The sequence below is a fragment of the Phyllobacterium sp. RCAM01083 genome (assembly GCF_055685835.1).
In genome coordinates, this window is record NZ_JBVFZN010000005.1 from 779,142 (window position 1) to 792,905 (window position 13,764).

Annotated in this window: 13 protein-coding genes; 4 read left to right on the top strand and 9 right to left on the bottom strand. The window is 60.7% G+C overall.

Translation table 11 applies throughout. The features are described from left to right. Entirely contained in the window at positions 1-861 is an 861-nt protein-coding gene (locus ACZ25R_RS10410) for a LysR family transcriptional regulator (RefSeq protein WP_472460927.1), read from the top strand. Here the strand turns inward: ACZ25R_RS10410 and ACZ25R_RS10415 are convergent. The 4 genes from ACZ25R_RS10415 to ACZ25R_RS10430 form a co-directional block, all read right to left on the bottom strand. Then, on the bottom strand, positions 858-2,657 hold the full coding sequence (locus tag ACZ25R_RS10415; RefSeq protein ID WP_464660915.1) for a GGDEF domain-containing protein: 1,800 nt from the start codon (positions 2,655-2,657) through the stop codon (positions 858-860). The two genes, ACZ25R_RS10410 and ACZ25R_RS10415, sit on opposite strands and share 4 nt — an antisense overlap. 147 nt (positions 2,658-2,804) lie before the next feature. Continuing rightward, entirely contained in the window at positions 2,805-4,598 is a 1,794-nt protein-coding gene (locus ACZ25R_RS10420) for a chloride channel protein (protein WP_472460928.1), read from the bottom strand. Between the two features lie 98 nt (positions 4,599-4,696). Continuing rightward, positions 4,697-4,999 (bottom strand): hypothetical protein, encoded by a 303-nt coding sequence (locus ACZ25R_RS10425; RefSeq protein ID WP_472460929.1) that lies wholly within the window; start codon positions 4,997-4,999, stop codon positions 4,697-4,699. 223 nt (positions 5,000-5,222) lie between these two features. Further along, positions 5,223-5,843, bottom strand: coding sequence for a hypothetical protein (locus ACZ25R_RS10430; protein ID WP_346307819.1), 621 nt, complete (start codon positions 5,841-5,843; stop codon positions 5,223-5,225). 294 nt (positions 5,844-6,137) lie between these two features. Here ACZ25R_RS10430 and ACZ25R_RS10435 point away from each other — a divergent pair, with 294 nt between their 5' ends. Beyond that, positions 6,138-7,055, top strand: coding sequence for a GntR family transcriptional regulator (locus tag ACZ25R_RS10435; RefSeq protein ID WP_464660909.1), 918 nt, complete (start codon positions 6,138-6,140; stop codon positions 7,053-7,055). Here ACZ25R_RS10435 and ACZ25R_RS10440 read toward each other — a convergent pair. Continuing rightward, positions 7,052-8,929, bottom strand: coding sequence for a TRAP transporter large permease (locus tag ACZ25R_RS10440; protein WP_472460930.1), 1,878 nt, complete (start codon positions 8,927-8,929; stop codon positions 7,052-7,054). The two genes, ACZ25R_RS10435 and ACZ25R_RS10440, sit on opposite strands and share 4 nt — an antisense overlap. 8 nt (positions 8,930-8,937) lie before the next feature. Continuing rightward, entirely contained in the window at positions 8,938-9,951 is a 1,014-nt protein-coding gene (locus ACZ25R_RS10445; protein WP_472460931.1) for a TRAP transporter substrate-binding protein, read from the bottom strand. A 329-nt stretch (positions 9,952-10,280) separates the two neighbouring features. On the opposite strand from ACZ25R_RS10445, the gene ACZ25R_RS10450 reads away from it, so the two are divergent. Next, on the top strand, positions 10,281-10,955 hold the full coding sequence (locus ACZ25R_RS10450; RefSeq protein ID WP_223613010.1) for a GntR family transcriptional regulator: 675 nt from the start codon (positions 10,281-10,283) through the stop codon (positions 10,953-10,955). Positions 10,956-10,958: 3 nt separating this feature from the next. Here ACZ25R_RS10450 and ACZ25R_RS10455 read toward each other — a convergent pair whose 3' ends face one another. Genes ACZ25R_RS10455 through ACZ25R_RS10465 form a run of 3 tightly spaced genes read right to left on the bottom strand, consistent with a single transcriptional unit; the run spans position 10,959 to position 12,819 of the window. Then, on the bottom strand, positions 10,959-12,251 hold the full coding sequence (locus ACZ25R_RS10455; RefSeq protein ID WP_464660903.1) for an MFS transporter: 1,293 nt from the start codon (positions 12,249-12,251) through the stop codon (positions 10,959-10,961). A 41-nt stretch (positions 12,252-12,292) separates the two neighbouring features. Further along, a complete protein-coding gene (locus ACZ25R_RS10460) occupies positions 12,293-12,418 on the bottom strand; it encodes a hypothetical protein (protein WP_472460932.1) in 126 nt (41 codons plus the stop codon). Then, positions 12,415-12,819: a VOC family protein gene (locus tag ACZ25R_RS10465; RefSeq protein ID WP_472460933.1), complete on the bottom strand. Its 405-nt coding sequence runs from the start codon at positions 12,817-12,819 to the stop codon at positions 12,415-12,417. The genes ACZ25R_RS10460 and ACZ25R_RS10465 overlap by 4 nt, the downstream gene beginning before the upstream one ends. Positions 12,820-12,968: 149 nt before the next feature. Between ACZ25R_RS10465 and ACZ25R_RS10470 the strand changes: the two genes are divergently transcribed. Next, positions 12,969-13,640, top strand: a complete 672-nt coding sequence (locus ACZ25R_RS10470) for an HAD family hydrolase (RefSeq protein ID WP_472460934.1) — start codon at positions 12,969-12,971, stop codon at positions 13,638-13,640. Positions 13,641-13,764 lie beyond the last annotated feature (124 nt).

The following is a 13,764-nucleotide window of genomic DNA, read 5'->3' on the forward strand; positions in this document are numbered from 1 at the left end:
ATGCTTGATCTCATGCAATTGCGCAGTTTCGTCGCCCTGGAGCAGATGGGCAGCTTTTCCATGGCGGCGAAAAAGCTGGGGCTGGGGCAGTCCACGGTCAGCCAGCACATCCAAAGGTTGGAGACGCAGCTCGGCCGCAGTCTGGTGCAGCGCGATACGCATCGTCTTGCCCTGACGCCGGATGGCGAGGCGCTGCTTGCCCACGCGCGGACCATGCTGACGATCAATGGCGAAGTGCAGGCGCTTTTCGCCGAGAACAGCTTGCGCGGCCATCTGCGCCTTGGCGTCTCCGAGGATTTTGTCACCAGCCGTTTGCCTGACGTGCTGGAGGATTTCGGCCGGGCGCACCCGTCCGTCGACCTGGAACTCACGGTATCCTTGAGCGGTGTCCTCTACGAGATGCTGGACCGGGGCGAGATCGACCTGGTGCTGGCCAAGCGCCGCCTTGGCGATCCGCGTGGTGAGCTGGTCTATCGCGAGCCGCTGGTCTGGCTGGCGCGCGATCCGGCGCGTCTTGGCGGAAAGCAGAAGGCGCTGCCGCTGATCGCCTTTCCGCCGCCGAGCATCACCCGCCGCGTGGCGCTGGAAACCCTGGAAAAGCACCAGATTCCCTGGCGCATCGTCTGCACCTGCGGCAGCCTCAGCGGGCTGATTGCGGCAGCGAGAGCCGGCATGGGTGTTCTGGTGCAACCGCGCAGCATGGTTCCGGCAGGCTTGCAGGAGCTTCCCGCGGGCCGGTTGCCCACACTCGAGGACGTGGAATTCGTGCTGGTTCCGCGCAAGGGCGCCGACGGCGAACTGATCGCGGCGCTGTCGAAGGAAATCCTGTCAAATGTCCGCAATTTCCAGAATGCCGGCTAAACCTCGGTAAGGCTGCTGAACACCAGTCCCGACGGATTGGCCTTGGCTGAAGCCTTGATCGCCGCGATGGATGCGCTGACCCGATTGACATCCGCATGCATGAGGCCTTCGGCGATCTCCAGCACGGCAATGCTGCAGCGCATGAGCGGGAAGTGGCGCTCGCCGCCGGATCGGTCGTGGGCGCGGATCGCACCGGCGGCGCGGTCTTCCGGCGTATAGAGATCGAGCACATTGGTCTGGAAATCGCTCAAGAGCGCGGTCAGCCGTTCCTCGATTTCCGCTCGGCTGCCGCCGCTCATGCCGATGAAGAAGTCGTCACCGCCGACATGGCCGAGGAACTTGTCTTCCCCGACAAAATGATGGCGGAGCAGTGAGGCAAACAGGCCGATGGCCAGATCGCCCTTCTGGAAGCCGTAATGGTCGTTGAACGGCTTGAAATTGTCGAAGTCGCAATAGCAGAAGAAGCGGGTCACCGAACTGTCCCGCATGATGTCCTGCACGTAGTCGCGGATGGAGCGATTGCCCGGCAGGCCGGTCAGAGGGTTCTGGTCCTGTGCCGTCTTCAGCTGCTTTTCGTTGATGATTTTCAGCAGGGAGGAGGCGGAGAGTACACCGGCATAGCGCAGATTCTCGGTGAGGATCACGCAGTCGCTGCCGTCGATCCCGGCAAAAATCTTGAGCATCTGCTCGGCGGGCGTATCGAGATCGGCGATGGGGGTGCCGGTGACGAAATGCGAGATGCCGCGCTGATAAATGCGGTTCTTCAGGAGATCGCGGCCGAAGGGATGATAGATCATCGCCTTGACGTGGTATTCGTGCAAAACACCGCGCGGCTCGTCATTGGCGCTGAGCACCGGAAAAAAGCTCTGCTGCGGGTTTTTGCGGAACAGTTCGAAGACATTGTCGAGATCGTCGTTCTCGCGCACGGCGGGAAGGCGCTGCACCTGCGCCCGGATGAGAATGCTGTCGAGCGTCGTGGTTTGGCGGCGCCCGCTACCGGCCTGTTCCAGATGGGGATAGATATCCTGCAGCTCCCCGACATTGGTGGTGGGGCGCGCGATGTAATATCCCTGGACGAGATCGCAGCCGAGATCGCGGCAGACAATATATTCCGCTTCGGTCTCCACGCCTTCAGCGATGACGCGTGCACCAAGCATATGCCCCATCTGGACAATCTGCTTGACGATGTGGCGTTTGCGCGGGCTGGCATCGAGGCCCGAGATGAAGTGGCGGTCGATCTTCACATAGTCGGTCGGATAATCGCAAAGCAGTTTCAGCCCGTTGAACCCGACGCCGAAATCATCGATGGCAAGCTTGAAGCCGCCATGGCGCAGCTTGTTGATCAGCGCGGTGAACGCCGCATCCTTGGTGTTGTCGAAGCGCTCGGACAGTTCGAAACAGATGGAGGAGGGGCGGATGCCGGCCTTGATCAGCTGCTGGGTCAGACGTTCGATGAAATTGGTGCCCAGGCTGATCAGGCGTGCATCGATGTTGATGAACAGCATGCGGTGGGTGAAGCCGGGCAGGCCGGAAAACCCGGCAAAGGCCCGGCCATTGATCATCTGTTCCAGTTCGGCCAGCTGGCCGACATCATGCGCCTTGTCGAGCAGTTCAGGCGGCGAACCGAAACCCAGCCGGTCAAACCCGCGCATGAGCGATTCATAGCCGAAGGTCGCTCCCGTTGCCGCCTCGACGATGGGCTGGAAAGCGGTTTCTATGGCCAGCTTGGCGAGGGTCACGAGCTGATCGTCACCAAAACGGCGCAGGACCAGCATTTCGGCAGGTTGGAAGGACATGAGGTACTCCGGCATGGATGCAAATTGCCGCCGGATAATTTCCGCCTATCCTTGAATATTCCGTTTCTGCCAGATGACAGTTTTATGAAGTTTGCCGCAGGTATCGGGCCGGGGCGTGCCGGTGGTGGTTTCAGCGCGTTTCCGGCCTCACAGTTCACCCGAAATCTCCCGCCGCCGCTGGTCGAGTTCTTCGCTGTAGCGGCGCAGCGTATGGCTTTCCGTAAGAAGCCCGACGACGTTGCGTTCGATGAGGTTGTCGATGACGGCCAGCGCTTCGCTTTCCGTCTTGTCGAAGATGCCGACCGCCTGCTTGGCATTCATCTGCGGATGCAGATAATCGCTCTGGTATTTCATCAGGCTGCCGATTTCCTGGGTACGGGCCGATTCATCGACAATTTCCGAATGGGCTTCGGGTACGAGAACAATACCGGCATATTTGCCCGCATCGTCGAGAACCACGACTCGCTGGGTGGAGCCGAGGGGAAAATCGTGGCGGAAATCGGCGATGGTCATATGCGTCGATGCGGTGCGCACATCCCGGCGCATCAGACGGTCGACGGTGAGATTGCGGATCCAGCCGACATCGTGTGCGCTGCGGATGCTTTCCCCGCGCAGATGAAAGCGCCACGTGGCGAAGGAATAACCAAAAGTATTGCGCACGGTCAGCGATGCGGTGATGACGGCGGCAAGAACCAGCGCGGTGATCGGAAAATCCCCGGTGATTTCCAGAGCCAGGAAGGTCATGGTCAATGGTCCGCCGATGACGGCGACCGCAAGGGAACTCATGCCGACCACGGCGTAGATCACCGGTGTCAGCGTGGCATGGGCGAAAATGAAGGGCGCGGAATAGGCGAATATCTTGCCGAGCAATGCCCCCATGAACAGCGACGCGAAAAACAGACCGCCGCGAAAGCCAGAACCGATGGACACTGCCGAAGCCGTCGATTTGAGCAGGAGGATGCCAAGCAGCGAGGCAATGGTTGCGGTATGACCGAGATTGAGGTGCAGGGCGCCATGGCCGCCGGACAGAACCTGCGGTGAAATCAATGCAAGCGCGCCCACCACAGCCCCGCCGATCGCCGGACGTATGGACGAGGGAACCGAGCTTTTGCGGGCGAGTTCCTCGACAAAGGAGACGCCCTTCATCAGCAGGATGCCTGCACCGGCACAGAGAATGCCGAGCAGCAGGGCCGGCACATAATCGGCGGGAACGACGGTGCCGAAACTGCCGACGTCAATCATGAAATCGCTGCCGACGAGGGCGCGCGCGACAATGGTCGAGACGAGGGCGGACACGACAACTGGCGCGAGGCTGGTGATGGTGTAGGAGCCGATGATCAGCTCGAAGGCGTAGAACGATCCGGTCAGCGGCGCGTTGAAGGCGGCGGAAATGGCGCCCGCTGCGCCGCATCCAACGAGAATGCGCAGTTCAGCCCGGCGCAGCTGCAGCGACAGGCCAAGTTTCGAGGCCAGGCCCGATGCCAGCTGGGTATAGCCGGCTTCCAATCCCACGGATGCGCCAAAACCATTGGAAATGACATTCTGCACGGCGACAATGATGCTGTCGTTGAGGGAAAGGCGGCCGCCATGCAAGGCATTGGCTTCGATGGGATCGACCATGGGGCGCTTGCGCCAGCGGGCCAGGATCAGCACCAGAATTCCGAGCAGAATGCCTCCAGCGAGCGGAGCGGAAAAAACGATCATCTGATCCAGCGCGCTCATGGAACTCAGGCGTTCGCCTTCTTCGATCTTGAAAATGAGCTGATGCATTTCCTGGGTGATCAGGCTCATGCCCGTGACCACGACACCCGCAATCAGGCCGATCAGCGCTGCGGCCAGAACAAGCCCGAGCTCGCTGCCGCGCGCAAAGGCCCGGAGCCGGCTGGGTGCCAGAAGAATGGAAAGGACACCGAGGCGGCGAATGTTGAATTTTCGGAGCATTTTAGACTGCAGGGATGAGGAAAGTTGCCCGTGCAGGTTTATACCCAAGGCGCTGCCACGTCAAAACAAGAGGCACGCCAAGCGACCGGATTTTGGCTTCAGCCGCGTGTGTAGCCGGGCCGGTACGGCGCGCTGGGCCCCGGCTTCGGCAGGGCAGCCTTGCGTGCCGCCGCCTCGGCCTGTTCGCGGCGCAGCTGATGGGCTCTTGCAGCATCGAGCGTCAGGCGCAGTTCAAAATTCTTGCGGACCGCACGGTCAAGCGAAAGCGCGGCAAGCCGCGTCACATCCGATACACCTGACGTATAGATCTGCAGGATGATGAGAGAGATTTCCTGCGCATAGACCTTTGAGCGCGGGCCAAGATCCAGCGTGCGGAAAGCTTCAGCATAAGCCTTTCGCATGATTGCCAGGTCTTGCGGCGAGTAGACCGGTCCCGCTGAATCGCAAAAAATCATTTTTACCCCCGAAACGGCACGCAAAGCATGCCGTCACAACCCAATCAGCCCGTCACCAAACTATTGGTAATAGGCGCGGAGAACAACTGGAAATTGCGCTGAGGCATGCAGCCCATTGCAACGACCGGTGATGGGCTGATGCGATGGCGTGAATTCGACGCCTGTGCCGTCAGTGCGGGCAGGTCTGCGGCTGTCCGTTCAAACCCTGATGCTTGATTTCGAACGTCGATTTTGACGTTTCGCCGTTTCGGGTGATCGTGACGACATAGATGCTGTCAAAATCATCTTTCTGCCATTTCGGCACAGCTCCGGCGTCGCCATTGTTGGCTTCGAGAAGGTCGCTGACGATATTGTCGATTTTCTTGTGTTCCCAGGCGACCAGAATGCGGGCATTGCGCAATTTTTGCTTGCTCAGGGCCTTGGTAAGGTCCTTGCGCTCCGACACGCCGATGCTTGCGTTGACCGGCAGGCCGAACGAGATGGCCGTCGGCTCGATCGTGGCCAGAGGGCGGATGTAGTCATAGTTCTCGCCGCCATCTTCCTTCTGATCGGAGGGGTTCGGTGCGAAAATATAATCGGGTTTGCCCAGTGTCCTGGCAATCACCGGGGGAAGGGCGAGGGCGCGATTCAATCCCTGGCAATTGAGCTGGCCCAGGCCTTTTTCCGGCTTTTCACCATGCCTGATAAAGGCAATCGTCTGGACGCTGTCGCTGCTCCAGGCGGGCGCCGTGCCGGCTGTCAAAGCCAGCATGGCAATTGCGGTGAGTGATCCGAATAAGCGTAGAGCCATGGTTGATTCCTTCCTTTGCCAATTCCTATTCCGGCTAACATGGAAGCGCTACAGGATTCTTCGAGCGGCAACCCGTCAGGGGCATGCAGGCTGGGACATGGGCCAACGCCATGATCCGGATGGATGAATGGCGTAGCGCCAGCCTGGAGATATCCCCATTGCGGTCCGCAATTGAACAAATGTGATGATTTGAAGCAGAAAAGTGCGTTTTTATGTTGGAAATGACCGTATAAGGATTGATAAAAGTTCTTTGTTGGGAAAAAGTACAATTATTATTACAAGGGGTATTGGAACTTGACCAAGCACACACCACTTCAGACACGGATTCGCGATCAATTGCAACGACGGTTCGGTGAGGACCTGCATGTCGGCGACCGGGTGAACGAGGCGGAAATTGCCGATGCCCTGGGGATTTCACGCACGCCCGTGCGCAAGGTGCTCTGGCAGCTGCAGAATGAAGGTGTCGTCAGCTACGAGCAGCACCGCGGGTTTCGCCTCGCGGATGCAAGCGCCGACGTGTTTGATACGGATGCCGAGAAGAATGAGCTGTTGGATGAGAGGGTGATGCGCGACATGGCGCTCGGTCAGCTCGGCAGCGTGATCAGCGAGCGGGCGCTGATGCAGAAATATGCGGTCCCGCACGGCATTCTTATGTCGACCCTGCGCCGCCTGATGCGCGACCAGCTGGTCGAGCCTTCTGTCGGTCACGGATGGATTTTTGCCGACGTCAGTGCCACCGCCCTGGAGAGCGGATACAAGTTCCGCCAGATTCTTGAACCGGCCACCATTCTGGCCGATCCCTACTTTGTTGATGTCGAGGCCTTTCAGGCGATTGACCGCGACCATGCCAATACAATCGCCAATATCGAAAAGGTTGATCAGCGCCGGCTTTTCGATCTGGATGCCAAATTTCACCGGCTGATCGCGCTCGGCGCCAAGTCTGCGCATCTGGTTGACGCCATCGAGCGCCAGAACAATATCCGGCGGGTCAACGAATATATCGGATTTGTCCGGCTCGACCGCATCCGTGACTCCCTCGGTGAGCACCGCAACATCATCGCAGCCCTGCTGCGCGGCGAGAGGCAGGTGGCTGCGGCCCTGATGCGGCTGCATCTGCAAATTTCCAGGGATGAGACATTCAAGTACATCGAGGACGATCTGGAGCGGGTCCGGGCAGGCGCTCGAACGCTGGCATCCGGTGGTCCCGGCTAATGCACAAAGCCCATATGGCGCGGCAGCGACAATGTGATGTCCGGGATGAACGCGATCAGCAGGAGGCATATGAACAGGATCGCCAGATATTTGGCGATTGGCTTGACCGTCGCTTCCAGGGACACGCCGCCCACCGCACAACTCGTGTAGAGCCCGAGCCCCAATGGCGGCGCGAACAGGCCGAGCCCCATCGCGACGATGAGCACAATGCCGTAGTGCAGGGGATGGATGCCAAAACTCTGCGCCACCGGAATGAGCAGCGGGCCGAAGATGATCAGGGCCGGAGCGCCTTCCAGTGCCGCCCCCATGACGATGAGGATCAGGATGGAGGCGACGATGAACGCCCAGGAGCCCGCGCCGTGGCTGAGGTTGATCATGGCTTCCGCCAGCATGTGGGGGACCTGGTCGATGGTCAGCGAGAAGGCAACAGTCTGGGACGCCGCCACCACGAACAGGATCATGCCGGCAAGCGTCGCGGAGCGGATGAACAGGTGTACCGTGCTGCGCCATGTCAGCTCCCGGAACACGAGGCGCCCGACCAGCAGCGCATAGGCCACGGCGAAGGCGCCGATTTCAGTCGCCGTTGCAAAGCCGGAGCGGTAGCCGCCGAAAATGATGACGATGACACCAAGGCTGACGGCACCGCTCCACAGGAGATTGTTGAGGCTGCGGCCCGATGTTTCCACCGGGGCGGGTGGCGCTTTCTTGGAGAAGATGATGACGCCAAGGATCAGGGCGCCGGCCATCAGGATCGCCGGATAAATGCCTGCGGCAAACAGGCCGCCGATGGACAGGTTGGCCACATAGCCGAGAATGATCAGGTTGATGCAGGGCGGGATGGTTTCCGCCATGACGGCGCTGGCCGCCAGGAGGGCCACGCCTTCCGACGGATCATGGCCCGATCGGCGCATGGCCGGGATCATGACCGTACCGACGGCGGTCACATCCGCCAGCTTCGAGCCGGAAATGCCTGAAAACAACACCATGCTGAGAATGGTGACGATGTTGAGCCCGCCCTTGCGCTCGCCGACACCCCGGCGCAGCAACTCGATCAGCCGCACCGACATGCCGTTCACTTCCATGGCAAGGCCGGTCAGGACAAAGAACGGTACGGCAAGCAGCACGAAATTGTCGATACCGCTGGATGCCTGCTGGGCAAAGACCGCGAATGGAATGAAGCCATCGCCGAGAATATAGAGCAGGGCGCCGACGCACAGTGAAAAGGCAATGGGAATGCCGCTGGACAGGCAAATGGCAAACCCGCCGAGCATGAGAACGAGCGGGCTGGGCGCATGATCAGGCAGAAGCGTAGTCCAGAGCGTCACCACACCCGCCAGAACAAGAAGCCCGGCCAGGCCCATTGCGATATCCGCCCTGGGATAGGCCAGCAGCCGTGCTGCGGTGAAAATGGCCATGCAGAAGCCGCCGACAATGAGCGGATACATGAAGAGGTTTTGCGGCAGCCCGGTTGAGGTGACCTGCGTGGAGGCAGACTCGCAATACTCGATGGCGAAAACCGCCACGGCGAGCGTCACGCCGAGTTCGATCCACAAGCCGGCCGCTTCCACGCGGGATGCATGCTGCGGCGCCAGCTTGTCCCGCAGGATACGGATACCGACATGATTGCCCTTGGCGACCGCTGCAGCGCCACCCAGGAAGGCGACGGTGATAAGCAGCATGCGTGCGACTTCATCGGCCCACAGAATGGTGTCGTTGAAGACAAAGCGCCAGAGGACGGCGATGATGACCAGCGCGAGATCGGCGGCCAGGGCGATGGCAGCAAGAATTTCGACGATGCGCAGGAGAGCGCCGACAAACGGCGCCCCCCTGACAGCTGGCTCGTGGGCGGTGGGCAAGGCGGCCTCGACTGACATGGGCGACCTCAGGCCTTGGTGATGGATTCAAGCACGGGCTTGGTGCTTGGGTAGGCCTTGGCGAACTCGTCCCAGAGCGGCATGACGAGCTGCTTGAAGGCGGCACGGTCGACCTCGTGCGTCGTCACGCCATTGCCGCGCAGTTTTGCCAGCGCGCTGGCTTCGATCTCGTTTGCCTTGCTGCGCTGGAAGGCGGAGGCTTCCGCCGCGGCCTCGCGGAAGGCGGGCAGGTGCTCCGCCGGTATTTTGGACAGGGCGCGCCTGCCGATGACGATGGTCTGCGGATTGCAGATATGCTGGGTGAGGGAAATGTGCTTGGCCACCTCGTAGCACTTCAGCGCCAGGACGGTCGGCGCATCGTGCTCCAGTCCGTCAATGACGCCCGTCTGCAGGGCGGTGTAGACCTCGCCCAGCGACATTGGCGTGGGTGAAGCCCCCATCGCCTTCAGCGTCGCGACGAAATTGGCGACCGGAAGGACGCGAATCTTCTGTCCCTTCAGCAGTTCGGGCGTGTTGGCGGGCTGGCGCGCCGTCACATTGCGCCCGCCAAGACTATAGGCCCAGCTGACCACCTCGACGCCAATCTTGTCGGCAAAAATGCCGTTCAGCACCTTGCCCGCGCTGCCGTCGAGTACCGGTCCGGCCGCGTCCATCGAATTGAAGAGATAGCCGAGATCGAGAACACCGATTTCCGGCGCGAGCGTGCCCCAGATGGAGGAGCCGGAGATCATCATGTCGACAATGCCGAGCTTCACCTGGCCGACAATGTCGGCTTCTTTGCCAAGCTGATTGTCGGGGAAATATTTGATCTCGACGGCATCGCCGACCTTGTTCTTCAGGCTGCTCTGGAAGCGGTCATACCACAGCCAGTGCGCCGAGTTCGGATCGGCGGGCAGGGACGACGACATGCGCAGGCTCACCGGGGCGGCTTCGGCGCGTGTTGCGCGGCCAAGAATGGCAAATGTTCCGGCACCGGCAAGGCCAAAGCCAAATGCACGGCGTGTCAGGCGAAAATCCTTCATAGTCTCTCCTCCACATCGGCCACTCCCCGTGGCCTTGATTGTTCCCGACGCCAGACATGATCGGCGTCACCCCATGCTGCCGTTCTTCCTCAGGACGGCTTCGGACACGATGGCGGACTCCTCAATCCGCCTGCCGTGTTGCAGGCTCTATGCAGGCTTTGCTTGGTTCAGGCGGATTCCTGTGCGAAACAGCATGGGTGCCATGTTTATCCGGCACCGGATTCTGGTTCACAAACAGGCCGTCGCTTGACCGCGGCTGGCACGGCATATACTAGTATGGTAGTATGATATGGTAATCGATGCAATGCAAGCGGATTGGAGGAGCAGGTTTGACGATTGATCTCAGCCGTGGTGGCTCAACGGCGCACCGGCTCGAAAAGGAGCTGCTCAGGGCCATTGTTTCGCTGGAGTTATATCCCGGCGTGCGCTTGTCGGAGCAGGAGATTGCCGAGCGCTACGGCGTTTCGCGCCAGCCCGTGCGCGAAGCCCTGATCGCGCTCAGCAAACAGCAGTTTGTCGAAGTGCTGCCGCAGCGGGGCACGATGGTGGTCAAGATTTCCATTGCCAAGATGCGCGAGGCACGGTTTCTGCGCGAGGTGATCGAAAGCGCCGTCGTGCGCCGCGCCTGTGAAGCGTTTGATCCGGCAAGCCGGGAAAAGATCGACGAGGCGCTTGAAGCGCAGGCGCGTGCGGCCGCCCGCACCGACCACAGCGCTTTCCAGAGATTTGACGAGCAGTTCCACATTGCGCTTGCGGAAGGCGCGGGCTGTCCGATGGCGTGGTCGGTTGTCGGCAACCTCAAGGCGCATATGGATCGGGCCTGTCAGCTTACCCTGCTGAATGCGGCAGCCATGCAGCTTCTCATCCAGCAGCATCAGGCAATCGTCACCGCCATCGATGCGGCCGATCCGGAAGCGGCGGAAGCGGCCATGCGCCACCACCTCACCGAAATATTGCGGGCTCTGCCGGAGGTGGAGAAAAACCATCCGGATCTGTTCGAATAAGGGTCAGCTTATCGCATCGTGCCGGCTCGACTTCAGCTCCCGGCCGAGAAACAGGACCATGACTGCCGCTGCCGCAAGGCAGCAGGCAAGCACGCCCATACCGATCTGGAAACTGCCGGTGCTCTGCTTGATCCAGCCGACGAGATAGGGGCCGACGAAACCGCCGAGATTGCCGACAGAATTGATCAGCGCGATGCCGCCGGCCGCCGCCGTTCCCTGCAGGAAAACCGGCGGCATGGCCCAGAAGGGTCCGAGGCTCGCATAGATGCCGACGGAGGCGATGCCAAGACAGAGCAGGGCCACCAGATTGGACTGGAGATAGACGCTGCCGATGAAACCGATGGCGCTGACCGCCGCGGCAATGGCGACATGCCAGACCCGCTCGCCGGTTTTGTCGCTGTGCCTGCCCCAGAGCAGCATGGCGATGGCGCTGACGAGATAGGGGAGCGCGGTGATGAAGCCGACCTGCGTGTTGGTAAAACCCATTGCCTTGATCATTTGCGGCAGCCACAGGCCGATGCCGTAGAGCCCGATCACGATGCCGAAATAGACAAGGCCGAGGAGCAGCACCCGCCTGTCGACCAGGGCAGGCCAGAGCCTGTGCTGGGCGCGGCCGGAATGGGCAAGGTGATCCTTGTCCAGTCTCTCCTGGACGATGCGGCGTTCGGTCAGTGTCAGCCATGGCGCCTGCGCCGGGCCGTTGGGCAGCAGGCGCAGCACCGCAAGGCCGAGCAGGCAGGACGGGATGCCCTCGATGATGAACAGCCACTGCCAGCCTTTCAGCCCCCAGGCGTGCTCGATCCCGATGATCAGGCTGGAAAGCGGTGCGCCGACGGCGCTGGCCAGCGGCACCGCCGCCATGAACAGGCCGATGAATTTCGCCCGCTGCGCCGCCGGAAACCAGTAGGTGAGGTAAAGGATCATGCCGGGAAGAAAGCCTGCCTCGGCAAGGCCGAGCAGAAAGCGCAGGATGAAGAAACTCCATGGCCCCTGCACAAACGCCATGGCGGCGGAAACAAGCCCCCAGGTGATCATGATGCGGGCGATCCACAGCCGCGCCCCGACCTTTTCGAGAATGACGTTGCTGGGCACTTCAAACAGGAAATAGCCGAGAAAGAAGATGCCCGCACCCCATCCATAGACATAGGGTGTCAGGCCGACATCGTCGTTCATGGTGAGGGCAGCAAAGCTGATATTCACCCGGTCGAGAAATGCGACGAGATAGAGCACCATCATGAAAGGAATGATGCGCAGGCTTATTTTACGGTACGGATCTACCGTTTCGTTCAGTGACATGCGTGCCTCCCAACCCACTGTCGTGATCTGCCGCTTCTTTGTCAGGCCAGATCGATCGTCTTGTTCTTGAATTCCTGCAGAATCATCTCATTGATATCAGAAATGATGGCGATCCGGCCATTGTTAGGATCACCGATCCAGAACTGCGCCAGACGCGCGATGCTCATGCGGGCAGCGCTGGCGCATCGTGGTGGCAAACACAGATTTTGTTGCCGTCCGGATCGCGGAAATAGGCGCCGTAATAATGCGCGTGGTAATGCGGCCGAACGCCGGGCGGGCCCTCGCAACGGCCGCCGCTGGCCAGAGCCAGGGCATGGATGCAGTCGACACTTGCCCGGTCCGGCGCAAGAAATGCCGTCATCTGGCCGTTGCCGGATTGGGCAGGTTCCCCGTCAAAAGGCGTTCCGATGAGAAAGAGCGGGCGCCCGCCATTCCGCGGCTGCCAGCCCGCCCACGGTTTCTGCGGATCGGAAAAGCGCAGCCGATTGCCCAATATCTCCATGATCGGGGTGTAGAAGGCGACCGCGCGCGCGAAATCATTGGTGCCGACGTAAACATGCGAAAACATGGATGTCCCCCTTGGTCGCCCTGCGCTCCGGTTGTGGGGCTGCACAGCACCCTCAGATTCGGATTTGCGCCGGAAATTAGCACGGCGGGCGTTGCGGGCAAGCGCTGCAATTGTGTATCGGTGGTTTTGCCCATGAAAGGAAATTCAAATTGTCTCCAACCACTTCCGCCGTTTTCAGCAAGCCATTTGCGGCACTGCTTTTCGACATGGATGGCACGATCCTCAATTCGCTGGCTTCCGCCGAGCGCATATGGGGCAACTGGGCACGCCGCCGGGGCCTTGATGTGGAAACGTTCCTGCCAACCATGCACGGCGTTCGCGGTGTCGACACGATCCGCCGGCTGGCTTTGCCGGGGGTGGACCCGGAAGCGGAGGCAGCGGAGATCGAGCGGGAGGAAATCGACGATGTCGAAGGCATCGTCGCGATTGCCGGGGCCGTGGCTTTTCTGAACTCCCTGCCGCCGCAGAGCTGGGCGATCGTGACCTCAGCGCCCCTTGCACTGGCACAGCGGCGGCTGGAGGCTGCAGGCATTGCCGTACCCCGGACCATGGTGACGGCCGAGGATGTGTCGGTCGGCAAGCCGAATCCGGAATGCTATCTGCTCGGTGCCGAAAAACTCGGGGTGGATATTGCGGACTGCCTGGTTTTTGAAGACGCGCCAGCCGGTATTCAAGCCGGTGAGGCGGCCGGTGCCGAGGTCATCGTGGTGACGGCGACACAGGTGCACGCGATTGCGACCGCTCACCCGACAATCGCCAGCTACGACACCATCGCCGCCAGTGTCGGCGCTGACGGAAAAATCTCCATCGTCAGCCGGTAGGGCGAACGGGACCGGGCGTTCAGGCGTTCGCCCGGCTAGTGGAACGAATTTGACATTCGCATCCCATTTCACATGACGCGCAGCATGCGAATGTCAAATTCAAAGTTCCACTAGAATCTTATCG

What these genes read in the sequence shown, in the direction of transcription:
- ACZ25R_RS10465 (WP_472460933.1), bottom strand. Translation starts at nt 12,819, where the DNA reads ATGTTTTCGCATGTTTACGTCGGCACCAATGATTTCGCGCGCGCGGTC.
- ACZ25R_RS10420 (WP_472460928.1), bottom strand. Translation starts at nt 4,598, where the DNA reads ATGCTCCGAAAATTCAACATTCGCCGCCTCGGTGTCCTTTCCATTCTT.
- ACZ25R_RS10440 (WP_472460930.1), bottom strand. Translation starts at nt 8,929, where the DNA reads ATGTCAGTCGAGGCCGCCTTGCCCACCGCCCACGAGCCAGCTGTCAGG.
- ACZ25R_RS10460 (WP_472460932.1), bottom strand. Translation starts at nt 12,418, where the DNA reads ATGAGCATCGCGCGTCTGGCGCAGTTCTGGATCGGTGATCCTAACAAT.
- ACZ25R_RS10425 (WP_472460929.1), bottom strand. Translation starts at nt 4,999, where the DNA reads ATGCGAAAGGCTTATGCTGAAGCTTTCCGCACGCTGGATCTTGGCCCG.
- ACZ25R_RS10455 (WP_464660903.1), bottom strand. Translation starts at nt 12,251, where the DNA reads ATGTCACTGAACGAAACGGTAGATCCGTACCGTAAAATAAGCCTGCGC.
- ACZ25R_RS10445 (WP_472460931.1), bottom strand. Translation starts at nt 9,951, where the DNA reads ATGAAGGATTTTCGCCTGACACGCCGTGCATTTGGCTTTGGCCTTGCC.
- ACZ25R_RS10415 (WP_464660915.1), bottom strand. Translation starts at nt 2,657, where the DNA reads ATGTCCTTCCAACCTGCCGAAATGCTGGTCCTGCGCCGTTTTGGTGAC.
- ACZ25R_RS10430 (WP_346307819.1), bottom strand. Translation starts at nt 5,843, where the DNA reads ATGGCTCTACGCTTATTCGGATCACTCACCGCAATTGCCATGCTGGCT.
- ACZ25R_RS10410 (WP_472460927.1), top strand. Translation starts at nt 1, where the DNA reads ATGCTTGATCTCATGCAATTGCGCAGTTTCGTCGCCCTGGAGCAGATG.